The organism is Mycobacterium sp. MFM001 (assembly GCF_003402475.1).
Classification (GTDB): Bacteria; Actinomycetota; Actinomycetes; order Mycobacteriales; family Mycobacteriaceae; genus Mycobacterium.
On record NZ_BFAB01000005.1, the window covers coordinates 280744 to 304153 of the forward strand.

Sequence of the window (23410 nt, forward strand, 5' to 3'; positions counted from 1 at the left end):
GTGACTCAGTGTTCCTTGGAAGCCCAACAGATGAGGAGCGCGACATGCGTCGCAATTGGATATCACCGGCAGCTGCCGCCGGCCTGCTCGCGGCGGCTGCGGCCTTTGCGACGCCGGCGCAAGCAGACTCGATCGACGACTCGTTTCTCTCGGCGCTCAACGGCGCCGGGGTCAACTACCAGGATCCGGCGGGCACGGCCGCGCTCGGCCAGTCGATTTGTCCGATGCTCTCGCAGCCGGGCGGATCATTCGCCTCTGCGGCGTCGAGCGTGGTCGGCAACAACGGCATGTCGCCGGCCATGGCGCAGATGTTCACCAGCATCGCGATTTCGATGTATTGCCCGTCGATGATGGGGTCGATCGCCAACGGCCAGATGCCGAATCTGCCTCAGGTGCCGGGGATGCCCAGTATCTAGCTAACGCGTGCCCAGCGGGTCGATCGTCGAGGCGATGTAGACCATCGTCGTCGCCACCACCGCCGTCGTCGCGAAGTCAATTCCCTTGCTGCGCACCACCAGAAGGCCGGCGCGGTCGTCGGACAACACCAGCCGCAGCACGGCGGCCGCCCCCACCCCGATGCCGATCAGCAGCGCGCCGCGGCGCCAGAAGTTCAAGCCCGCCAACAGGAATGCCGCCGCGAAGATCAGCCCGACCGACAAGATCGGCCACTGCGCCCTCCAGGTGGCACGCACACTCACCCGGCGGCCTCGGCCAGTTCGACGACGTTGGTCAGCAGGAACGCCCGGGTCAGCGGGCCGACCCCGCCCGGGTTCGGCGACACGTGACCGGCCACGTCCCACACGTCCGGATGCACGTCACCGACCAACCCGTCGTCGGTGCGGCTGACACCCACGTCGACGACGGCCGCGCCCGGACGCACCATGTCGGCGGTCAGCAGATGCGGCACACCGACGCCGGCCACGATGATGTCGGCTTGGCGAGTCAGCGCAGCAAGATCACGAGTTTTGGTGTGGCACAACGTGACTGTGGCGTTCTCAGAACGACGGGTAAGCAGCAGCCCCAGCGGCCGGCCCACCGTCACACCCCGGCCGATGACCACCACGTGCGCCCCGGCGATCGGCACGTCGTAGCGGCGCAGCAAGTGCACGATGCCGCGAGGGGTACACGGCAGCGGGCCAGGCGTGTTGAGCACCAGCCGGCCAAGGTTGGTGGGATGCAGGCCGTCGGCGTCTTTGTCCGGGTCGACGCGCTCCAGCGCGGCGTTCTCGTCCAACTGGCGAGGCAGGGGCAACTGCACGATGTAACCGGTGCACTCTGGGTTGGCGTTGAGCTCGTCGATGGTCTCGTCGAGCTTGGCCTGGCTGACGTCGGCGGGCAGGTCGCGGCGGATCGAGGTGATGCCGACCTTGGCGCAATCCGCATGCTTACCGCGGACGTAGGCCTGCGATCCCGGGTCGTCGCCGACCAGGATGGTGCCCAGCCCAGGCGTGCGGCCGGCAGCGGTCAGTGCCGCCACCCGCTCTTTGAGGTCGACGAAGATCTCGTCGCGTGTGGCCTTGCCGTCCAAAGTGATCGCACCCACGCTTGCATTGTTTCACGGGCGCCGACTGTGGGCTTGTGGCACGCCTTGAGGGCACGACGCGTGCATCAAGTCCACGCTCGACAGCGGGCTTATAAGCTGCCGAATATGCCCACCGACGTGTTTGGCCCGGCCAAGCTTGGTCCGCTGACGCTGCGCAACCGCATCATCAAGGCCGCGACGTTCGAGGCCCGCACACCCGACGCGCTGGTGACCGACGACCTGATCGAATACCACCGGCTGCCGGCCGCCGGCGGGGTCGGCATGACGACGGTCGCCTACTGCGCGGTCTCCCCCGGTGGCCGTACGTCGGGCGACCAGATCTGGATGCGCCCGGAAGCCGTTGCCGGGCTGCGCCGGCTCACCGACGCCGTGCACGCCGAAGGCGCAGCGGTCAGCGCACAGATCGGCCACGCCGGGCCGGTCGCCGACGCCCGCTCCAACAAGGCCACCGCGCTGGCCCCGGTGCGGTTCTTCAACCCGATCGGGATGCGGTTCGCCCGTAAAGCCACCCGCGACGACATCGACGACGTCATCGCCGCACACGCCAACGCGGCGAAACTGGCGATCGACGCCGGGTTCGACGCGGTCGAAATCCATTTGGGCCACAACTATTTGGCGAGTTCGTTCCTCAGCCCGCTGATCAACCGCCGCGACGACGAGTTCGGCGGCTCGCTTCAGAACCGCGCCAAAGTCGCCCGCGGCCTCGTCATGGCCGTACGCCGTGCCGTCGACACCCAGATCGCGGTGACCGCCAAACTCAACATGGCCGACGGCGTGCGCGGCGGCATCACCGTCGAGGAGGCGCTGACCACCGCGAAATGGCTGCAGGACGACGGCGGGCTGGACGCCATCGAATTGACCGCCGGCAGTTCGCTGGTCAACCCGATGTACCTGTTCCGCGGCGATGCGCCGGTCAAGGAGTTCGCCGGCGCGTTCAAGCCGCCACTGCGCTGGGGCATCCGGATGACCGGCCACAAGTTCCTGCGCGAATACCCCTACCGGGACGCCTATCTGCTGCGCGACGCCCGGCTGTTCCGCGCCGAGCTGACGATGCCGCTGATCCTGCTCGGCGGCATCACCAACCGCGAAACGATGGAGCTGGCAATGACCGAGGGCTTCGACTTCGTCGCGATGGCCCGCGCGCTGCTGGCCGAACCGGATCTGGTCAACCGGATTCGCGACGAGCGCGACGTGCGCTCGGCGTGCATCCACTGCAACCTGTGCATGCCGACGATCTACAGCCGCACGCGCTGCGTCGTCACCGGCGCACCGGACGCGCGCTGACGATGCGCGCCGCGTAGCGGCGGGCTGAGGAAGCGCGCCATCGGGCGGCCCGCTGACGCCCACGTCAAACCCAACCGCGCGCAAATGGATACAGTCGGTTCGGTGAACCAACCAGCTACAGTTGTCTCGATGAGTCAAGCAGCACCGCCGGCGCTGACGGTTCGGTATGACGGATCCCAACGCACGTTCGCACCGGGCCACGACGTGGTCATCGGACGCGACCTTCGCGCCGACATGCGCATCACGCATCCGCTTATTTCGCGTGCGCATCTGCTGCTGCGGTTCGACCAGGGCCGGTGGCTGGCGATCGACAACGGTTCGCTGAACGGCACCTTCGTCAACGGCCGTCGCGTCCCCGTCATCGACATCCACGACGGCCAGAGCATCAACATCGGCAACCCCGACGGGCCGCGGCTGACCTTCGAGGTCGGGCGGCACGCCGGAATGGCGGGCCGGCCACCGCGAACCGCGTCGATGCGCGTCGTCCAACCGTCCGGGGCGCCGCGCCCGTCGCACCCGCAACCGGCGCGCCAGCCGGGCGGGTCGTGGCCCTCGCAGTCGGCGCCGAGCCGGCCCCACCCGCCGGGTAACCATCCGCATACCGCGCCAGCACCACCGCAGCCGATGTATCCGCCCAGCGGCGGACAGCGACCGGCGGCGGCATACCCGGGCAGCCCCCCGCCGTCGGCGCCGCCGCCGAGCGTCCAGCCGCAGACCCGGATGGCTCCCGCCCAGGCCAAGCCGCCCGAGGTGGGCAACCTGGCGACGAAGATGATCCAGGTCTTGCGCCCCTCGGCCGCGGCACCGGAGAAGCCGAGCGGGTCGCAGACCATCGGCCGCGCCACCGACAACGACATCGTCATCCAGGACGTGCTGGCGTCGCGCCACCACGCTTTCCTGGTGCCGTCGCCGCTGGGCACCGAGATCCGCGACGCGCGCAGCATCAACGGAACGTTCGTCAACGGCGTCCGGGTCGGGTCGGCAGTGCTCAACGAGGGCGACGTGGTCACGATCGGCAACGTCGACCTGGTCTTTTCCGACGGCACCCTGGTCCGGCGCACCGAAGCCGCGACGCGCACCGGCGGCCTCGAGGTCAACAGCGTGCACTTCAAGGTCGACGGCAAGGAACTGATCGACAACATCTCGCTGACCGCCCGGCCCGGCACGCTTACCGCGATCATCGGCGGGTCCGGCGCGGGCAAGACCACGCTGTCCCGGCTGATCGCCGGATACACCCGCCCCAGCCAGGGCTCCATCACCTTCGAAGGGCACGACATCCATCGCGAGTACGCGACGATGCGCAGCCGGATCGGGATGGTTCCGCAGGACGACGTGGTGCACCGCCAGCTGACGGTCAACCAGGCCCTTGGCTACGCCGCCGAGTTACGGCTGCCGCCGGACACCAGCAAAGAAGAGCGTGCCCAGGTCGTGGCGGGCGTGCTCGAGGAGCTCGACCTGACCAAGCAGGCCGACACCCGGGTGGACAAGCTCTCCGGTGGCCAACGCAAACGCGCATCGGTCGCGCTGGAGCTGCTCACCCAGCCGTCGCTGCTGCTGCTCGACGAGCCCACCTCGGGCCTTGACCCGGCGCTGGACCGTCAGGTCATGCTGATGCTGCGGTCGCTGGCCGACGCCGGCCGCACCGTGCTGGTGGTTACCCACTCGGTGTCGTACCTCGACGTCTGCGACCAGATTCTGGTGGTGGCACCGGGCGGCAAGACGGCGTTCTGCGGACCGCCCAGCCAGGTCGAGTCCGCGTTCGGCACCAGGAACTGGGCGGAAATCTTCGCCAGCGTGGGCGCCGACCCCGACGAAGCCAACCGGCGCTTCATGGAAAGGGAGGGTCGACGACCCGAGCAGCATGTGCGGACCACCACCACCGAGCCTGGGGACCTGGGTGAGCCGGTGCACACCGACCGGTGGCGCCAGCTCTCCACGATCGCCCGGCGGCAGGTCCGGCTCGTCCTTTCCGACCGCGGTTACACCGTGTTCCTGGCGATCCTGCCGTTCCTGATGGGTGCGTTGTCGCTGACCGTGAAAGGCCCCAAACCCGGCCTCGGTGTTGCGGATCCACAAGGCCCCGCACCTACTGAGCCGCAGTACATCATGGTTCTGCTGTGTATCGGGGCGGTGTTCATGGGCACCGCGCTGACGATCCGCGACCTGATCGGTGAACGCCCGATCTTCCGCCGAGAACAGGCGGTGGGCCTGTCCACCACGGCCTACCTGCTGGCCAAGGTCGTCGTCTTCTCCGTGTTCGCGACCATCCAGGCGGCGATCGCCACCGCCATCGTCAGGATTGGCAAGGGCGCGCCCACCGCGCACCCGCCGTTCTTCGACAACTCGACGTTCTCGCTGTTCCTCACCGTCGCGGCAACCTGTATCGCGTCCGCGATGTTCGGCCTGCTGCTGTCGGCGATAGCACAGACCAGTGAGCAGATCATGCCGCTGCTGGTGGTGTCGATCATGTCGCAGCTGGTTCTCTGCGGCGGGATGGGGATCCCGGTGACCGGCCGGTTCGGCCTTAACCAGCTGTCGTTCGTGACGCCCGGACGCTGGGGATTCGCCGCTGGGGCGTCGTCGATCGACTTCCCGCACCTGGTGAAGGTTCCGCAAATCCCGACGGACGACCGCTGGTGGCAACACAGCAAGCACATCTACGTCTTCGACATGGCGATGCTGGCGGCGCTGTCGGTGGCCTACACCGTGTACATCCGGTGGCACATCCGGCTCAAACGCAAGTAGCGCTCAGCTGCCCGGCGCTGCGTTCAGCTGCCGGCCGGTTCCAGCGTTGCCAGCGCGTACTCGCTGATCGCGATCAGTGCGTCGGTGGCCGAGCGGCGATCGCGGGCATCGATGTTGATGATCGGGATGTGCTCGGGCAGCGTCAGCGCCTTACGCACCTCGGCCACGGGATACCTTGGCGCGCCCTCGAATTCGTTGACCGCGATCAGGAACGGCAGGTTGCGGTGTTCGAAGAAGTCGACTGCGGCGAAGCTGTCCTGCAGACGCCGGCAGTCGACCAGGATGATCGCCCCGATTGCCCCGCGCACCAGGTCGTCCCACATGAACCAGAACCGTCGCTGCCCGGGGGTGCCGAACAGGTAGAGCACCAGATCCTCGTAGAGGGTAATCCGGCCGAAGTCCATTGCGACAGTGGTGGTCCGCTTGTCGGGGGTGGCCTCCAGCATGTCGACACCCGCAGAGGTGTCGGTGACCATCGCCTCGGTGCGCAGCGGCATGATCTCCGACACCGCGCCCACGAAGGTCGTCTTGCCGGCGCCGAACCCGCCCGCGATGACGATCTTGGTCGAGGCGGTTTCCCGCGCCTCAGAGCGCTCGTAGGCCACGGAGCGTCCTTCCTATCAGTTCGCGGCGTTCGTCGCGGGTCGAACGCTCAGTCAAAGTCCGCCTCACCTGAAGGTAGCCCGAGGTCACCAAGTCGCCGACCAGGACGCGCGTAACACCGAGCGGCAAATCTAGCCGGGCCGAGATTTCCGCGACCGACGGGCTTTTGACACACAGCTGGACGATCTTGCCTCGAACGTCACTGGTTGGCCATTTGTGAAACAGGGCCGACTGCAGCGTCTGCACCGGCGCTTCCATGGGAAGGTCGACGGAGGTGTCGGTCCGCCCGGCCGTGAGGGTGTACGGGCGGACAAGACTCGCCTCAGCTGCGGGCGGCGGCTCGGGTCTTTCCATCGCGGCTCACGACTGCTTCACGAGGGCTGGGCAGCTCGCCGGGACGACTGCACGACGCCGCCCACCCGTTCGACAAGGACCGCCATCTCGTATCCGATCTGGCCGATATCGCACGACGTCGCGGCCAGCGTGGCCAGATGCGAGCCGTCGCCGACCCGCATCAGCAGCAGGTAGCCGTTCTGCATTTCCACCACCGACTGCAGCACCTGGCCGCCGTCGAACAGCTGCGCGGCGCCGGTGGCCAAGCTGGCCAGGCCGGACGCCACCGCGGCCAACTGGTCGGCCCGCTCGCGCGGCAGGTGCTCGCTGGCGGCCATCAGCAGCCCGTCGACGGACACCAGCACCGCATGCGACACCCCGGGCACCTCGCGGGCGAAGTTCGACACCAGCCAGTCCAGCGAGTTGCCGTGCGACTGGCGTAAGGGGTTGGTCATTCGTCAGATCCTTGATTCGTCTCACGGGCGTGCGACCGTCCGGCTCGCACGCCGCCGAAGTGGCTGCTGATGGAAGCGCGGATCGCTTCGGGGTCCGGGGCTTGGTGCCGACCGGAGCCAAATCCGCCGTTCGATGCTACCCCGTTGTCCTCGTCGGCCCGGTGGTGAGCGACCCCATTAATGCGGCTCGTGCGGTCCCCATGGTTGCCGGGCGTCTCGGGGGTGGCCCCGCCGGGAACCAGGCGGGCGCCGGGTTCGCGCACCGGCAGGCCCGTGTCGGTGTGCGCGGAGACCGGCACGTTCTCGACCTCGGCGGCCGCCGACCAGCCGCGGTCCCACACCGTCTTCCAGTCCAGATCGGCGCTGCGCGCCAACTCGTGCGGGTCGACCAGCCACTCGGAGAGCATCCGCTGATAGATCAGGTCCTCGGGTTCGGCCGGCTCGGCGACGGGCGCGGCGGCCTCGGCCGGCCAGTACTCGTCGGCTTCCGCCGAAGCGGGCTCGGCAGGTTCGGGTTCAACCCTCGGCCGGGTGAAGAACGACGACGTGTTCGAAACCGGTTGTGGCGCAGTCGGTTCTGGGTGCGGCTCGTCCTGTTCGCCCCACCATTGCTGCTCGGACTGTTGCTCCGGGGGTTCGGCCGGGCGGGCCGGCGCGCCGGTGATGCCGCTGGAGCCGGGGGTGCGCCGCGGCAGCAGGGTGGCCGGTGATTCGGGTGGGTGCGAGCCGTTGCGCTCGGCCGGTTCGGGCGGGGCGGCGAACTCGGCGGCGTCGCTGTAGTCCGCGGCGGCCGCCGCCTCCTCGACCGTGGCCATCCGCCGCTGCGCCGGGGCCGGTCGCGGCCCGGCGTACTCGTCGGCGCCCACCAGCACCGCCGGCGGCAGGTAGACCTCGGCCGTCGTGCCCGAACGGTGCCCGTCGCGCGAGGAATTGCGCAGCCGCACCCGGATCCCGTGCCGGTCGGCCAGCCGGCCGACCACGAACAGGCCCATGTGGCGGGCGTTGTCGGGGGTGACTTCGCCGCCGGCGCGCAGTCGCATGTTGGCGATGCGCCGGTCTCCGTCGGTCATGCCCAGGCCGGCGTCGACGATCTGGATGAGCACCCCGCCGTCGTTGCGCCGGCTGGCGGACACGCGTACCGGCGACATAGGCGGCGAATACCGCAGCGCGTTGTCGATCAGTTCGGCGAGCAGGTGGACGATGTCGCCGGCGGCGGCACCGAGGACCGTGCTGTCGGGCACGGTCGGCGTCTCGACCCGGCGGTAATCCTCGACCTCGGAGGTGGCGGCGTTGATCAGCGTGGACAGCGGCTGCGGTGCGCGCTGGTCACCGCGGGAGGTCTGCGCGCCGGCCAGCACCAGCAGGTTCGCGCCGATGCGGCGCATCCGGGCGGCCAGGTGGTCGAGCCGGAACAGGCTGTCGAGCCGCTCCGGGTCCTGCTCGTTGCGCTCCAGCCGGTCGATCAGCGACAGCTGCTGGTCGACCAGCGACCGGTTGCGCCGCGACATGGTCTCGAACATGTCGTTGACCAGCAGCCGCAGCCGGGCCTCGTCGCCGGCCAGCAGCAGCGCCTGGGTGTGCAGCTGGTCGACCGCGTGCGCCACCTGGCCGACCTCCTCGCTGGTGTAGACCGGCAGCGGCTCGGGGGCCCGCTCGTCGCCGGCCCGCACCCGGGCGATCTCCCGCTCGAGGTCTTCGTGGGCAACCTTGAGCGCGCCGTCGCGCAGCACCCGCAGCGGCTGGATCAGCGAGCGCGCCACCAGCAACACGATCACCAGCGCAGCCACGATGGCAGCCAGCACCAGCACGGTGTCGCGGATGGCGGCGTCGCGCCGATCATTGGCCCGGTCCTCGACCGCCTTGGTCACCGACGAGGTGGAGTCCTTGATGATTTGCGAGGCGATCGCGTCGGTGGTCTGGATCGAGCGCAGCAGCGCCGGGTTGTTGACCAACAGGCTGGCCGGGTCGGACATGATCGCCATCCGGGTCACCATCTGCTGCTGCAGCTTCTTGGCCTCCGGGGAGCCGACGCCGAGCACCTCGGCCATCCCGAACAGCGTCGACGGCTCGGTGCCGGCCAGGGTCATCATCGAGGTGCGCAGCTCTGGCTCGGGCAGGTCCCCGCCGCGGGTGACCAGCAGCTGCTGCATCATCATCTGGCCGCGGGCGCCGATCGCCCGGCTCAACCCCTGCGCGGTCGCCCGGATCTTCTCGTTGTCCACGCGGACCGACCCGTCGATGGCGTTCTCGGCGGTCAGCAGGATGGGCGCATAGCCGGTTACCCGGTCGCGCAAGCCGATGCTGTTCGACGACACCTTGTCCAGCAACGCCTGGCCACCGTTGAGCAGAACGCCGACGCCGTTGCGCACGTCGGCGGCGACGTCGGTGTCCGCCAGCCGCGACTGCAGCTCGGATTTGCGGGCCTCGTAGTTTTTCTTCGCGCCCTCGACATCACCGCCGTTGGAACTCGACAACAACGCCACGTCGAGCGCCGACATGTATTTGGTAATGGCCGGAACGACTTCGGCGCGGTCGGCCGCCAACCGAAGCTCGCTGGCTTCGTTGAGCGCGCCATAGATGCGTAATCCCCCGAAAACCATTGCCAGGATCAATGGCACCGCGACAATCGCGACGACTTTCCATCGAACCGGCCAATTGCGTAGCGACCATGTCGGCGGGCGTTTTACCGGAGCAGGTTCCGCGGTGTCCGGGGTGTCCGGCTCGACCACTTCGGCGGGCCGGGCGAACAGCGTCCCCAAACCGCGGCCGTGTGTACGCGCGTCGTTCATAAGACTTCCTGCTTAATTGCACCCGCCGCAGGGCAGACGGGCGAGCGATATGCGCCTGGCAATTCGACGAGTATGACAGCCTGCAGCCACCGCGGCCACAATTCTTACTGAACAGACAGAGTTCGCCGGACCGTGCCAGACGCCGCAAAGGATAGCTGAGCAAATTGGCGACGGACAACTGCGATGATCGTCGGATGTTCCGGCTGCTGTTTTACTCGCCGCGGATAGCACCCAACACCGGCAATGCGATTCGGACCGCGGCGGCCACCGGCTGCGAGCTCCACCTGGTCGAGCCGCTGGGTTTCGACCTGTCCGAACCCAAGCTGCGGCGTGCCGGGCTGGACTATCACGACCTGGCGTCCGTCACCGTGCACGCATCATTGGACGCGGCGTGGGAGGCATTGTCGCCGCCACGGGTCTTCGCGTTCACCGCACACGCGACGACGTTGTTCACCGACGTGCGCTACCAGGCCGGCGACGTGTTGATGTTCGGGCCGGAGCCCACCGGGCTGGATGCGGCGACGCTGGCCGACGCGCACATCACCGAGCGGGTACGGATCCCGATGCTGGCTGGGCGGCGGTCGCTGAATCTGTCCAATGCCGCCGCGGTCGCGGTCTACGAGGCGTGGCGCCAGCAAGGCTTCGCCAGCGCTTGAGCGTCGAGTGGCCACTTAATACACGCTTTTTGCCCCGAACCGGGACATAACTGGCCATTCGGCGAGAGCGTTACCAGGTGTTCCAGTGGGTGACTTGCTCGGCGGGCAGCCGCTTGGCGGGCTTGAAGTCGGTGCCCTTGGTGTAGGCGATCGGGAACAACCCGCCCTGGCTGTACTCGTCGAAGGGAATGCCGAGCACCTCGGCGGCCTGCTTTTCGCCGTCGCCGATCAGATGCAGCGTCGTCCACGCCGAACCGAGACCGCGCGAGCGCAGCGCCAGCATGAAACTCCACACCGCGGGCAGCAGCGATCCCCAGAACGACGCGCTCATCCCGGCCGGTGAATTGTCCGGCCGCCCTTGCAGACACGGGACGAGCATCACCGGCACCTCGTGGAAGTGCTCGTTGAGATATTTGGCCGACTCGTACACGAGGGGCCTGCGTTCGTCGCGACTGTCGCCGTACTCCGGCTTAGGCAGGTCGAGATAGCTGGTCGCGTTGGTGCGGTAGATATCGGCCAGCGCCTTTTTCTTGTCGGGGTCGTCGACGAACACCCACTGCCAGCCCTGGGCGTTGGAACCGGTGGGCGCCTGCAGGGCCAATTCGAGGCACTCCATCAGCACCTCCCGCGGTACCGGCTTTTCCAGGTCGAGGCGCTTGCGGACCGACCGGGTGGTGGTGAGGACTTCGTCGAACGACAGGTTCAGGGTCATGTAGCGAGACTACATTTTCACACTCGGCGCAAAAGGCGTCAGCGGAAGTCGCGGGACTTCGAGGCCATTCTCAGCGTGAGCTTGCCCAATCGCTCGGCCACGACAGTGACTGCGCCGCTTGCGTTTTGGACCTGGCCGCGGACCACCAGCGCCGACGCCGTCTGCGCCAGTTTGCGGTGCCGCGACCACACTCCCGGTGTACAGAGCACGTTGACCATGCCGGTCTCGTCTTCGAGGTTGAGAAACGTCACCCCCTGCGCCGTCGCCGGCCGCTGCCGATGGGTCACCGCGCCGGCGATCAGCACCCGGTCGCCGTCGGGCACTTCGATTAGTTTTTCGGCCGGCACGACGCCCATCGCGTCCAGGTCCTCGCGCAGGAACTGGGTCGGGTAGCTGTCCGGGGAGATGCCGGTGGCCCACACGTCGGCGGCGGCCAGCTCCAGCTCGCTCATCCCGGGCAACGACGGGATGTGCGACGACGAGCCCACCCCGGGTAGCCGGTCCGGCCGTTGGGTGGCCGCCGCCCCGGCCGCCCACAGCGCTTCCCGTCGCGACATCCCGAAGCAGGCCAGCGCCCCCGCGGTGGCCAACACCTCGGTCTGCGGCACGCTCAACTGGATGCGACCTGTCAGATCCAGCAGAGATGCGAACGGCCCGTTGGCTTTTCGTTCCTCGACCAGTTTCTCGGCCAGGTCGTCGCCGATATGGCGGATACTGCCCAGCCCGAGCCGCACCTCGGTCCCGGCGTTCTCCAGCGTGGCGTGCGCCAGGCTGGCGTTGACGTCCGGCCCGTGCACCGCCACGCCGTGCCGGCGGGCGTCGGCCACCAACGACTGCGGCGAGTAGAAGCCCATCGGCTGGGCACGCAGCAGCGCCGCGCAGAACGCCGCCGGGTGGTGCAGCTTGAACCACGACGAGTAGAACACCAGCGATGCGAAACTCAGCGCATGGCTTTCCGGAAAGCCGAAATTGGCGAAGGCCTCCAGCTTTTCGTACACTCGGTCGATCACCGCGTCATCGGCGCCGTGCAACGCCCGCATGCCGTCGTAGAACCGGCCGCGCAGCCGTTGCATCCGTTCGGCCGAGCGCTTGGACCCCATGGCGCGGCGCAGCTGGTCGGCTTCGGCGGCGGAAAACCCGGCGCAGTCCACCGCCAGCTGCATCAGCTGTTCCTGAAACAGCGGCACGCCAAGGGTTTTCCGCAATGCCGTCTCCATCGAGGGATGGTCGTAGACCACCCGGTCGACCTCGTTGCGTCGGCGAATGTACGGGTGTACCGAACCACCCTGGATGGGCCCTGGCCGGATCAGCGCGACTTCCACCACCAGGTCGTAGAACTCCCGCGGCTTGAGTCTCGGCAAAGTAGCCATCTGCGCTCGCGACTCCACCTGGAACACCCCGACGGAATCGGCCCGCTGCAACATCTCGTACACCGCCGGCTCGGAGAGATCCAGCTTGGCCAGGTCCACGTCGATGCCCTTGTGCTCGGCCACCAGGTCGATCGCATAGTGCAGCGCCGAGAGCATACCCAGGCCGAGAAGGTCGAATTTCACCAAACCGATTGCCGCGCAGTCGTCTTTGTCCCACTGCAACACGCTGCGGTTCTCCATCCGCGCCCATTCCACCGGACACACGTCGGCGATCGGACGGTCGCAGATCACCATGCCACCGGAGTGGATGCCCATGTGCCGCGGCAGGTTGGCGATCTGGGTGGCCAGCTCGATCACCTGCTCGGGAATGTCCTCCACGTCCGGGGAATCGGCCAGCCCGTTCCAGCGACTGATCTGTTTGCTCCACGCGTCTTGCTGACCTTGCGAGAAGCCCAGCGCACGAGCCATGTCGCGCACCGCGATTCGCCCGCGGTAGGTGATCACGTTGGCGACCTGCGCGGCGTAGTCGCGGCCGTATTTGTCGTAGACGTACTGGATGACCTTCTCGCGCTGATCCGACTCGATGTCGATGTCGATGTCGGGCGGCCCGTCTCGCACCGGCGACAGGAAGCGCTCGAACAACAGCTCGTTGGCGACCGGGTCGACGGCGGTGACCCCGAGCGCGTAGCAGACTGCCGAGTTGGCCGCCGATCCCCGACCCTGACACAGGATGTTGTTCTCCCGGCAGAATCGGGTGATGTCGTGCACCACCAGGAAGTAGCCCGGAAACTTCAGCTGCTCAATGACTTTCAGCTCATGGTCGATCTGCGCGTAAGCTTTCCGAGCGCGCTCGGGTGGACCGTAGCGGTCGCGGGCACCGGCCAGGGTCAGCTGGCGCAGCCAACTGTCTTCGCTGTGCCCGGGCGGCACGTCGAACGGCGGCAGCTGCGGGGCGATCAGCGCTAGCCCGAACGCGCACTGCTCGCCGAGTTCGGCCGCGGCACTGACCGCCTCGGGATGCCAGGCGAACAGCCGGGCCATCTCCTCGCCGGAGCGCAGGTGCGAACCGCCCAGCGGCGCAAGCCATCCGGCGGCCTCGTCCAGGGATTGGCGGGCCCGGATTGCGCCCATCGCCATCGCCAGCCGGGCGCGCGACGGCTCGGCAAAATGTGCGCCGGTGGTGGCGATCACGCTGACGCCGAACCGCGGCGCCAGCGCCGCCAACGCGGCGTTGCGTTCGTCGTCGATAGGCTGGCCGTGATGGGTCAGCTCGATGCTGACCCGGTCGGCGCCGAACCGGTCCACCAGGTCGGCCAGTGCATCGGCGGCGGCCTCCGGGCCCCTAGCGTAAAGAGCTTGCCGCACATGGCCTTTGCGACACCCGGTCAGGATGTGCCAGTGCCCGCCAGCCGCGTCGGTCAGCGCGTCGAAATCGAAGCGCGGCTTGCCCTTCTCGCCGCCGGCCAGGTGCGCGGCGGTCAGCTGCCGCGACAACCGCCGGTAGCCCTCCGCGCCGCGGGCCAGCACCAGCAGGTGCGGGCCCGGCGGATCGGGTGCCTCGGTGCGGGCGCCGGATCCCAACGACAGCTCGGCGCCGAACACAGTGGCGATGTCCAGTTCCGCGGCGGCCTCGGCGAAGCGCACCGCCCCGTACAGGCCGTTGTGATCGGTCAGCGCGATGGCGCGCAGATCCAGCCGCGCCGCCTCCTCGACCAGTTCCTCCGGCGTGCTGGCCCCGTCGAGGAAGCTGTATGCCGAATGCGCGTGCAACTCGGCATAGGCGACCGATGAGCGGACCGGCCGGTTGTCTCCCGGTGGCTGATACCGTCCGCGCCGGCGTGACCGAGGGCCGTCGTCCGGCGGCTCGGCGGCAACCGGCATGTTGGCCCGGCGGGGTTTGTCGCGCGGCGACCCGCTGCGCCCGGCTCCGCCGCGCTTGCGATCGCCGCGGGGTTTGCCGTCGAGCACCCGCTCCATTTCCGCCCAACTCGGCGGGCCGTTTCCCCAGCCCACCTGAACATCGTATCGAACTGACGTTCGATACGATGTCGAACGTCGACTTGTTGGGGAGATCGCGGGCAAATCGGCGCAACAAGTCGACGCTCGGCGCCGAAGAGGTTAGGCGCGACGGGCCACGATCACCGGCGTGCGGGATGCCTGCACCACCGCCAGGCTGACCGACCCGAGCAGCATTCCCGCGAAGCCGCCCCGGCCGTGGCTGCCCACCACAACCAGCTGCGCCGAGTGCGACTGTTCGATCAGCTGATCGGCAGGCCGGTCGCCGACCACCACCCGGCGCACCGCGACATCGGGATAGCGCTCCTGCCAGCCCGCCAGCTGCTCGGCGAGCACCCGCTCCCCGCCGGCTTGCATGCTGGCGAGATCGATCCCGGGCACGTCGAACAATCCCGTGTCATGCCAGGCGTACACGGCGACGAGCTCCACGCCCCGCAACGAGGCCTCCTCGAAGGCGAGCGCCGTCGCGGCATCGGAGACCGGCGAACCGTCGACGCCCACCACCACTGGGGAGTTGGCCGGGTGAGTCGCCGGGTCTTCGTCGTGGATGACCGCCACCGGGCAGTGCGCATGGCGGACCAGGTTGGCGCTGACCGAGCCCAGCAGAGTGCGTCGCAACCAGCCGTGCCCCCGGCAGCCGACGACGACCATTGCGGCTTCCTTGCTCAGGTCCACCAGCGTGGGAACGGTGTGCCCGACCACGGTCTCGGCGCCAACCTGCGGCGGGCCGGCCGCGCTCTGCTCGACGATCCCGGACGCCTCCTCAAGGTGGCGCTGCCCCTGCTCCTCCTGCCACTGCATGTAGCCCGGCGGCATCGGAGTCTCGGGAAACGTCATCACGACGGGCGGGGCGAGCACATGAACCAAGCTGAGTGGAACGCCACGCATGGCTGCATCGCGAGCCGCCCAGTCCACCGCCACTTTCGACGACGGCGATCCGTCCACACCGACCACGATTCCGCGACGCATCTGCTCACCTGCTCCCACGCTAAATCGCCGGCGCACTTAATGTCATTGGCATGTCGGTCATCATCGACCCGCGTCGCCACGACGCGGTGCTGTTCGACCTGAACGATCCGTCGACCGACGCGTTAACCGAGAGACTGCGCGACGCCGGTGTCGCCGCCGAGCCCGTCGGGTCGGCGGTGCGGCCGGGCCGGTGCGCCGTCGTCACCGCAACCGCGGACGGTGTCGCTGCCGCGCGGGCCGGCGGATTCGCGCTGGTCATCGGGGTCGATGCGACGGGATCCGGTGACGAACTGCGCCGTCGGGGGGCCGACGCGGTGGTCGCCGATCTGCGCGACGTGCAGGTGCGCACCGGGGATCGCCGCATGTCGGAGCTGCCCGACGGCATGCAGGCACTCGACGTGGCCGCCGCCGGCCGGCCCGCGGTGTTCTTCGACTTCGACGGCACGCTTTCGGAGATCGTCGACAACCCCGACTCGGCCCGGCTGGCCGACGGCGCGGCCGCCGCGCTGACGTCGCTGACGGCGCGGTGCCCGGTTGCGATACTGTCCGGCCGCGACCTCGCTGACGTCCGCGAGCGGATCGGGCTGCCCGGCATCTGGTATGCGGGCAGCCACGGTTTCGAGCTGACCGGGCCCGACGGCGAACACCACCACAACGAAGAAGCGGCGGCCGCGATCCCGGTGCTCGAGCAGGCCGCCGAGCAGTTGCGCGACCAGCTGCGGCAGATCACCGGAGTTGCGGTGGAACACAAGCGCTTTGGTGTGGCCGTGCATTACCGCAACGCCGAACGTGACCGGGTCGGCGAGGTGACCGCGGCGGTGCGAGCAGCCGGTCAGCGCAGCAAGCTTCGGGTGACCACCGGGCGTGAGGTCATCGAGCTTCGCCCAAACGTCGACTGGGACAAGGGAAAGACGCTGCGCTGGGTGCTTGACCACATCCGCGACGTCGAAGACGGTGGCCTGCTACCGATCTACCTCGGCGACGACATCACCGACGAGGACGCGTTCGACGCGGTGCGCGACGACGGCATCGGAATCGTGGTGCGCCACACCGAAGATGGGGATCGCGCCACCGCCGCGGGCTATGCGCTGGACAGCCCGGCCCGGGTCGTCGCATTCACCGAGCAACTGGCAAGCCAGATAGGACAACATCGATGACGACATTGATCCGGCGGTTGGGTTACCTGCTGTGCACACTCACCGTCGTCGTGGCGGGCTGCACGTCGGAAAGCCAGGCTCCCACTCCGCCGTCGTCCGCCGACCCGGTCAAGGCCCAGGCGGTCCTGAAGATCGTCCGCGACACGATGGCGCAGGCTCATCTGAAAGCGGCGCTTGTCCGGGTCACGGTGGACGGCAAGGAGATTGTCACCCAGGCGCTCGGCGACTCGATGACCGGCGTGCCCGCGACCACGAGCATGTTTTTCCGCAACGGCACGGTGGCGATGTCCTACGTCTCCACGCTGCTGCTCAAACTCGTCGACGAGAAGAAGCTGCGGCTGGACGACAAGCTGTCCACCTGGCTGCCCGACGTCCCGAACGCCGACCGGGTGACGCTGCGTCAGTTGGCACACATGACGTCGGGCTACCAGGACTACGTGAACGACGAATTCACTGCGGCCCGCGACGCCGACCCGTTCCGGCAGTGGACGCCCGAGGAGCTGCTCGGGTATGCGGTGCACAAGCCGTTGCTCTACGAGCCGGGAACCAATTGGAACTACGCCCGCACCAACTATGTGCTGCTCGGCCTGGCGTTGGAGAAGGCCACCGGCGTGGAACTACCGAAGCTCTTAGCCGACAAGGTGCTTGGGCCGCTGGCACTGATCAACACGGCCAACACGTATACCCCGCAGATCCCGGTGCCGACTCTGCATGCGTTCACCTCGGAGCGCCGCCGAGCGCTCAAGATCCCGCCCGGCACACCGTTTTACGAAGACGCCACGTTCTGGAATCCGTCCTGGATGATGCCCCGCGGCGCGGTCCAGACCACCAACATCTACGACCTCGAAGCCACCGCGGTGGGCATCGGCTCGGGCAAGCTGTTATCGCCCGAGTCGTACAAGGCGATGGTGACACCGGATCACGGCTACGGACTGGGGATCGTCATCTCCGGCAATTGGCTGCTGCAGAATCCGATGTCCGCCGGCGTGTCCGCGGTCGAGGCCTACCTGCCGTCGCAGAAGATCGCGATCGCGGTTGCAGTCACCTACGCGCCCACGGCGTTTGACGACCAAGGCAACTACCGCAACGAGGCCGAAACGCTGTTTGCGAAGGTCGGCGCCGAACTGGCGCCCAATGACGCGCCGCCGGAGTAATCAGCTGTCTTCGTCTTCCTCGTCCTCTTTGTCCTCGTCTTTGGGCTTGTCGCCGTCTTCGGCCTGCCCTACCTCGAGGGTGGCCCAATGACTGGGCGAGATGAGGACGGACCACTTTCCGGCCTCGCGCCCCATTTTGAGGACGCCGTTTTCGACTTCCCACTTGGTGCTGTCGTCGTAGTCGGTCTCTTGACCGTCGCTGTAGGTGAGTTTGAACGCCATGGCCGCAGAATGCCGCAATGACGCCCTCGTTAAACCTCGGTGTATTCCACCTCGCCGTCTTCGAGCACCAGCCGCGCGTCGCTCCCATCAGGTGCGGCGGCCTCGGTGCGGAACACCGCCTTGCCGGGTTCGGTGCGCCAGATCAAGGTGGTCAGCGTCTCGCCCGGGAAGACCGGCTTGGTGAACCGTGCGCTGATCGAGGTGATCGCGGCCGCGTCGCCCTTGCCGAGCTCGGCGACCAGCGCGCGACCCGACACCCCATACGTGCACAACCCATGCATGATCGGCTTGGGAAAGCCGGCCAGCTCCCGGGCGAACCACGGGTCGCTGTGCAACGGGTTGCGATCGCCGGAGAGCCGATAAATCAGCGGCTGATCTTCCCGGGTGGGCAACGGGATTCGGGCGTCGGGCTCGCGGTCGGGGATTTCGGGCGCGGCCGGCCGCTGTCCCGGCTCGCCGCCGAAGCCGCCTTCGCCGCGGATGACGAGCGTCGTGAGCGTCTCAGCGACCAGCGTCCCCGAATCGGGGTCGGTGCCGCGGCCGCGCAGCACGACGATGGCGTTCTTGCCCTCGCCCTTGTCCTGGATGTCAGCCACCTCGGTGACCACCGACAGCTTGCCCGCCGGCGGCAACGGTGTGTGCAGCCGAATGCCCTGCGAACCGTGTAAGAGCATGGCCCAGTTGAACGTTCCGATCTTGGCGGCCGCCCCGAATGCGGGACAGCAGATCACCGCATAGGTCGGCAGCACCTGCTGGGTGATGCCGTGGCTGTTCTCGGTGGTGAAGGACAGGTCGGCGGTGCCGGCGCCGACACCGAGCGCATAGAGCAGGGTGTCGCGGTCGGTCCACTCGAACAGCATCGGCTCGGTTGTCGCGCCGACAGCCTTGGGATCGATCGCCATCCGGGTCTCCTCTCGATCGGGTTCAGCGGCGTGGCCATTCCAGCCAAATTCACCACACTGAAGCCTCCGACAAGGCAGGCTATCGCCATGCCGAACCGCACCCTTATCTGGAAGGCTCTCGCCGCGCTTGTCGTGGGGATAACCGTCGGCGCCTGCTCGGGTGGCACACCGCACGTGCGCAGCATCACCCTGACCTTCGTCCGGCACGCCGAGTCCGAGGCCAACGCCGACGGAATGATCAACACCGAGGTGCCCGGGCCGGGTCTTACCGAACAGGGCGAGGGGCAGGCCGAGCAGCTCGCCCGTCAGCTGGCGCGCAACAAATACGACGGCGTGTACGCGTCGACAATGATCCGCACCCAGCAGACCGCGGCGCCGTTGGCCAAACAACTCCACGAGCAGGTCCAGATCCTGCCCGGCCTGCGTGAAATCGACGCGGGTTGGTACGACAACACCCGCTCGGACCGGGCCAGCCAGACCTATCTGTTGGCTCCCGCCGATTGGCTGAACGGCGACATCCAGGACGCCATCCCGGGCTCGATCAGCGGGAAAAAATTCAACGACCAGTTCAGTGCTGCCGTCCAGAAGATCTACGACAGCGGCGACAACAAGCCGATCGCGTTCTCGCACGGCACCGCGATCGCGTACTGGACGCTGATGAATGTGAAGAACCCCAACGACAGCCTCGCCAAGACCCATCCGCTGCCCAACACGGGGCGGGTGGTCGTCACCGGCAGCCCCGCGATGGGGTGGACGCTGGTGGACTGGGACGGCATCCGGGACTTCCGCTACTAGTTACGCGGATCGATCGCGTCACACGGCATTGACGGTTGCCGGTACCAGCGGTCACGATTGCATGCATGCGCTATGTCGTTACCGGCGGTACCGGGTTTATCGGGCGCCGAGTGGTGTCACGTCTGCTGGCCGTCGAGCCCGACGCCGAAGTGTGGGTGCTGGTCCGCCGCGGGTCGGTGGGCCGCTTCGAACAGCTGGCCGCTGAGTGGGGTGAACGGGCAAAACCGCTGGTCGGCGACCTGACCGCGGCGGATCTGGGGTTGACCGACGAGGCCGTGGCCGAGCTCGGCGACGTCGCTCATGTGGTGCACTGCGCGGCGGTGTACGACATCACCGCGTCCGACGCCGAGCAGCGCAGCGCCAACGTCGACGGCACCCGCGCCGTGATCGAGCTGGCACGGCGGCTGGACGCGACGCTGCACCACGTGTCGTCGATCGCGGTGGCCGGCAACTTCCGCGGCGAGTACACCGAGGCCGATTTCGACGTCGGCCAGGAGCTGCCGACGCCGTATCACCAGACCAAGTTCGAAGCCGAGCAGCTGGTGCGTTCGGCGTCGGGGTTGCGGTATCGCGTGTACCGGCCGGCGGTGGTGGTCGGTGATTCGCGCACCGGCGAGATGGACAAGATCGACGGCCCGTACTACTTCTTTCCGGTCTTGGCTCGGTTGGCTGTCTTGCCCCGGTTCACCCCGATCATGTTGCCCGACACCGGACGCACCAACATCGTGCCGGTCGACTACGTGGTCAACGCGCTGGTCTGGCTGATGCACGCCGACGGACGAGACGGCCAGACGTTCCACCTGACTGCACCGAAAACCATTGGGCTGCGTGGTATTTACCGCGGTATCGCCGCCGAGGCGGGATTGCCGGCGCTGCGCGGGTCGCTGCCGCGTTCGGTCGCCGCGCCGGTGCTGCGGGTGCGCGGCCGGGCGAAGGTGTGGCGCAACATGGCGGCCACCCAGCTGGGGATTCCCGCCGAAGTTCTCGACGTCGTCGACCTGGCGCCCACTTTTGTTTCCGACGAGACACGGAAAGCGTTGCGCGGCAGTGGGATCGACGTTCCGGAGTTCGCGTCCTACGCGCCGCGGCTGTGGCGGTATTGGGCCGAGCATCTGGACCCGGACCGGGCCCGTCGCGGCGATCCGCTGGCAGGCAAGCACGTCATCATCACCGGCGCGTCCAGCGGGATCGGGCGGGCCTCGGCAATCGCGGTGGCCGAGCGGGGTGCGACGGTGTTCGCCCTGGCCCGCAACGGCGAGGCGCTCGACGATCTGGTCGCCGAGATCCGCGCGGCCGGCGGCCAGGCCTACGCGTTTACTTGCGACGTCACCGATTCGGCGTCGGTGGAGCACACTGTCAAGGACATCCTGGGACGGTTCGACCATGTCGATTATCTGGTCAACAATGCCGGCCGGTCGATCCGCCGGTCGGTGGTCAATTCCGTTGACCGCCTGCATGACTACGAGCGGGTGATGGCGGTCAATTACTTCGGCGCGGTGCGGATGGTGCTGGCGCTGTTGCCGCACTGGAGGGAGCGGCGGTTCGGTCACGTCGTCAACGTGTCCAGCGCCGGGGTGCAGGCTCGCAGCCCCAAGTACAGCTCGTATCTGCCGTCGAAGGCGGCGCTGGATGCGTTCGCCGAGGTGGTGTCGAGCGAGACGCTGTCGGATCACATCACGTTCACCAACATCCACATGCCGCTGGTGCGCACGCCGATGATTGCGCCGTCGCGACGGCTCAACCCGATGCGCGCGATCAGCCCCGAGCATGCGGCGGCCATGGTGGTGCGCGGCCTGATCGAAAAGCCGGCGCGCATCGACACGCCGCTGGGCACGCTGGCCGAGGCCGGCAACTACTTCACGCCCAAGCTGTCGCGGCGGATCCTGCATCAGCTGTATCTCGGCTACCCGGATTCGGCGGCCGCGTTGGGTATCGAGCCCGCGGATTCTGTTGCGCCGCAGTCGTCGTCGCGGCGACGGCCGAAACGTCCGGTGCGCGCTGTCACTCGGGTGCGGGTACCGCGACCGGTGCGACGGGCGGTGCGTTTGGTACCCGGGGTGCATTGGTAATCCCCTTGGCGTGACCGCTGAGCTGTTGGCCGCGGCCGGCGTGTGCGTGATGCCACCCGTCGACGTCGCGCGCGGCCTCGGCGTCGACGAGGACGGGTGGACCGGATTCGCCGCGCATTGGGAGGAGTTGGCGCCGGATCCTTATGCGGCCGAGTTGGGCATTCGGCGGCTGCGCCGCTATGGCCATTACACGGTCGCCGACGGCGTCGCGACGCGGATGCCCACCGGCGCGTTCGTGCAACCGCAGGACTCGAACCCGCTCTATGTCGAGCGGGATCGCCACTTCGAGCCGCTGACTGAAGCGTTCGCCAGCGATCCGGTGTTGCGGCGGCTACTGAGGTTGCTGGGCCGGTTCGCGACGGCCCTTGACGACGTTGCGCAGTGGACCGTCAAGGTGCACCCGTTCCGGGTCGTCGCATTGGCGGGCGCCGATGGTCGGCCGACCCCCGAGGGGCTGCACCACGACGGCGTCACGCTGGTCACCTCGCTGCTGATCGACCGGCGCAATGCCGTGGGCGGCGAGAGCACGGTGTTCGACCTTGCGGGCCGGCGGCTGCTGACGACGACACTGTCGGAGCGGGGCACGCTGCTGTTGGGCGACGATCGTCGCACCGTGCACGGCGTCTCGCCGATCCGGCCAGTTGACGAGTCAGCGCCCGCGTTGCGCGACGTTCTGGTAATCACGTTCGCGTGACCACATCACCGATTTTTCTCGACGTCGACACCGGGGTCGACGATGCGCTGGCGTTGGTGTATCTGCTCGCCAGCCCGGAGGCCGACGTGGTGGGTATCGCGTCGACCGGCGGAAACGTTGGCGTAGACCAGGTTTGCGAGAACAACCTCGCTCTGCTCGACCTGTGCCGGGCGCCCGACATCCCGGTCGCCAAGGGCGCCGGGCAGCCGCTGAGCTGCCCGATGTGCCCGCCGGGAAAAGCCCACGGGCCCAAGGGTTTAGGTTACGTCGAGCTGCCCGCGAGTAATCGGCAGCTGGTCGGGTATGACGCCGCGACGGCCTGGGTGAAGGCGGCACGCGCCCACCCCGGGGAGCTGATCGGGGTGGCCACTGGGCCGCTGACCAACCTGGCGCTGGCGTTGCGCGCCGAACCCGCGCTGCCGACGCTGCTACGCCGGCTGGTGATCATGGGCGGCGCCTACGACTACCGCGGCAACACCAATCCGGTCGCCGAATGGAATATTCACGTGGATCCCGAAGCGGCGGCCGAAGTCTTTGCGGCGTGGTCTGATCCCATCTTGTGCGGGCTGGACCTGACCCAGCACATCGCGATGACGCCGGCGCACCTGGAGCGGCTAGCGCCTGGTCGTTTGGCCCGGTTCATCGACGACGCGATGCGGTTCTACTTCGAGGCCCACCGCGACGCCGGCCACGGGTATCTGGCGCACCTGCACGACCCGCTGGCGGCCGCGGTGGCGTTGGATCCGGATCTTGTGACGACCCAGCCAGCCACGGTCGACGTCGAGCTTGCGGGCACGCTGACCCGCGGCATGACGGTGACTGACTGGACAGGGCGCTGGGGACGAAAACCTAACGCGCTCATCGGTATTGGCGTAGACCCTGACGTGTTCTTCGATCGGTTCATCGACCGGGTCGGCGTGTTCGCGCAGCGGCTGGGCTAGG

General features: G+C 68.0%; 21 protein-coding genes. 10 read left to right on the forward strand and 11 right to left on the reverse strand.

Going from position 1 to position 23410, the window contains the following annotated elements:
- The first annotated feature begins 44 nt into the window (after window positions 1-44).
- Window positions 45-416, forward strand: coding sequence for a DUF732 domain-containing protein (locus MFM001_RS11310; RefSeq protein ID WP_116375355.1), 372 nt, complete (start codon window positions 45-47; stop codon window positions 414-416).
- On the opposite strand, the gene MFM001_RS11315 is transcribed toward MFM001_RS11310, so the two are convergent.
- Together MFM001_RS11315 and MFM001_RS11320 are read right to left on the reverse strand one after the other, a co-directional pair.
- Complete coding sequence (locus MFM001_RS11315) at window positions 417-698, reverse strand: DUF3017 domain-containing protein (RefSeq protein WP_116375356.1); 282 nt, start codon at window positions 696-698, stop codon at window positions 417-419.
- Window positions 695-1543, reverse strand: coding sequence for a bifunctional methylenetetrahydrofolate dehydrogenase/methenyltetrahydrofolate cyclohydrolase (locus MFM001_RS11320; RefSeq protein WP_116375357.1), 849 nt, complete (start codon window positions 1541-1543; stop codon window positions 695-697). The genes MFM001_RS11315 and MFM001_RS11320 overlap by 4 nt, the downstream gene beginning before the upstream one ends.
- Window positions 1544-1648: 105 nt before the next feature.
- Here MFM001_RS11320 and MFM001_RS11325 point away from each other — a divergent pair, with 105 nt between their 5' ends.
- Window positions 1649-2827 carry an NADH:flavin oxidoreductase gene (locus MFM001_RS11325; protein ID WP_116375358.1) on the forward strand — a complete coding sequence of 393 codons (1179 nt, stop codon included), beginning with the start codon at window positions 1649-1651 and terminating at the stop codon, window positions 2825-2827.
- A gap of 129 nt (window positions 2828-2956) precedes the next feature.
- A complete protein-coding gene (locus tag MFM001_RS11330; protein WP_192886913.1) occupies window positions 2957-5572 on the forward strand; it encodes an ATP-binding cassette domain-containing protein in 2616 nt (871 codons plus the stop codon).
- Between the two features lie 23 nt (window positions 5573-5595).
- Here the strand turns inward: MFM001_RS11330 and MFM001_RS11335 are convergent, their stop codons facing one another.
- The 4 genes from MFM001_RS11335 to MFM001_RS11350 are packed head-to-tail and all read right to left on the reverse strand — an operon-like array spanning window position 5596 to window position 9752.
- Window positions 5596-6177 (reverse strand): ATP/GTP-binding protein, encoded by a 582-nt coding sequence (locus MFM001_RS11335; RefSeq protein ID WP_116375359.1) that lies wholly within the window; start codon window positions 6175-6177, stop codon window positions 5596-5598.
- The gene (locus MFM001_RS11340; RefSeq protein WP_116375360.1) at window positions 6158-6529 is read right to left on the reverse strand and encodes a DUF742 domain-containing protein; all 372 of its coding nucleotides are present in this window, start codon (window positions 6527-6529) and stop codon (window positions 6158-6160) included. The genes MFM001_RS11335 and MFM001_RS11340 overlap by 20 nt, the downstream gene beginning before the upstream one ends.
- A 17-nt stretch (window positions 6530-6546) precedes the next feature.
- Window positions 6547-6963: a roadblock/LC7 domain-containing protein gene (locus tag MFM001_RS11345; RefSeq protein WP_116375361.1), complete on the reverse strand. Its 417-nt coding sequence runs from the start codon at window positions 6961-6963 to the stop codon at window positions 6547-6549.
- Entirely contained in the window at window positions 6960-9752 is a 2793-nt protein-coding gene (locus MFM001_RS11350) for a sensor histidine kinase (RefSeq protein WP_116375362.1), read from the reverse strand. The genes MFM001_RS11345 and MFM001_RS11350 overlap by 4 nt, the downstream gene beginning before the upstream one ends.
- A 194-nt stretch (window positions 9753-9946) precedes the next feature.
- Here MFM001_RS11350 and MFM001_RS11355 point away from each other — a divergent pair, with 194 nt between their 5' ends.
- Window positions 9947-10408: a tRNA (cytidine(34)-2'-O)-methyltransferase gene (locus MFM001_RS11355; RefSeq protein WP_116375363.1), complete on the forward strand. Its 462-nt coding sequence runs from the start codon at window positions 9947-9949 to the stop codon at window positions 10406-10408.
- Between the two features lie 70 nt (window positions 10409-10478).
- Here MFM001_RS11355 and MFM001_RS11360 read toward each other — a convergent pair whose 3' ends face one another.
- From MFM001_RS11360 to MFM001_RS11370, 3 genes are all read right to left on the reverse strand, one after another.
- Complete coding sequence (locus tag MFM001_RS11360) at window positions 10479-11120, reverse strand: nitroreductase family protein (RefSeq protein ID WP_116375364.1); 642 nt, start codon at window positions 11118-11120, stop codon at window positions 10479-10481.
- A 38-nt stretch (window positions 11121-11158) separates the two neighbouring features.
- On the reverse strand, window positions 11159-14503 hold the full coding sequence (locus tag MFM001_RS11365; protein ID WP_116375365.1) for an error-prone DNA polymerase: 3345 nt from the start codon (window positions 14501-14503) through the stop codon (window positions 11159-11161).
- A 105-nt stretch (window positions 14504-14608) separates the two neighbouring features.
- Complete coding sequence (locus MFM001_RS11370) at window positions 14609-15475, reverse strand: universal stress protein (protein WP_116375366.1); 867 nt, start codon at window positions 15473-15475, stop codon at window positions 14609-14611.
- A 50-nt stretch (window positions 15476-15525) separates the two neighbouring features.
- Here MFM001_RS11370 and otsB point away from each other — a divergent pair, with 50 nt between their 5' ends.
- Window positions 15526-16632: a trehalose-phosphatase gene (gene otsB / locus MFM001_RS11375; RefSeq protein ID WP_116375367.1), complete on the forward strand. Its 1107-nt coding sequence runs from the start codon at window positions 15526-15528 to the stop codon at window positions 16630-16632.
- Window positions 16629-17786: a serine hydrolase gene (locus tag MFM001_RS11380; RefSeq protein ID WP_116375368.1), complete on the forward strand. Its 1158-nt coding sequence runs from the start codon at window positions 16629-16631 to the stop codon at window positions 17784-17786. The genes otsB and MFM001_RS11380 overlap by 4 nt, the downstream gene beginning before the upstream one ends.
- On the opposite strand, the gene MFM001_RS11385 is transcribed toward MFM001_RS11380, so the two are convergent.
- Both MFM001_RS11385 and MFM001_RS11390 read right to left on the reverse strand, forming a co-directional pair.
- A complete protein-coding gene (locus MFM001_RS11385; protein ID WP_116375369.1) occupies window positions 17787-18008 on the reverse strand; it encodes a hypothetical protein in 222 nt (73 codons plus the stop codon). It abuts the gene before it with no gap.
- Window positions 18009-18037: 29 nt separating this feature from the next.
- Complete coding sequence (locus tag MFM001_RS11390; RefSeq protein WP_116375370.1) at window positions 18038-18910, reverse strand: MaoC/PaaZ C-terminal domain-containing protein; 873 nt, start codon at window positions 18908-18910, stop codon at window positions 18038-18040.
- 87 nt (window positions 18911-18997) lie between these two features.
- Here MFM001_RS11390 and MFM001_RS11395 point away from each other — a divergent pair, with 87 nt between their 5' ends.
- From MFM001_RS11395 to MFM001_RS11410, 4 genes are all read left to right on the forward strand, one after another.
- Window positions 18998-19705 carry a histidine phosphatase family protein gene (locus tag MFM001_RS11395; RefSeq protein WP_116375371.1) on the forward strand — a complete coding sequence of 236 codons (708 nt, stop codon included), beginning with the start codon at window positions 18998-19000 and terminating at the stop codon, window positions 19703-19705.
- A 65-nt stretch (window positions 19706-19770) separates the two neighbouring features.
- Entirely contained in the window at window positions 19771-21774 is a 2004-nt protein-coding gene (locus tag MFM001_RS11400) for an SDR family oxidoreductase (protein WP_116375372.1), read from the forward strand.
- Between the two features lie 49 nt (window positions 21775-21823).
- Window positions 21824-22468, forward strand: a complete 645-nt coding sequence (locus tag MFM001_RS11405) for a 2OG-Fe dioxygenase family protein (RefSeq protein ID WP_192886922.1) — start codon at window positions 21824-21826, stop codon at window positions 22466-22468.
- Complete coding sequence (locus MFM001_RS11410; RefSeq protein WP_116375373.1) at window positions 22465-23409, forward strand: nucleoside hydrolase; 945 nt, start codon at window positions 22465-22467, stop codon at window positions 23407-23409. Before MFM001_RS11405 ends, MFM001_RS11410 begins: the two co-directional genes overlap by 4 nt.
- Window position 23410 lies beyond the last annotated feature (1 nt).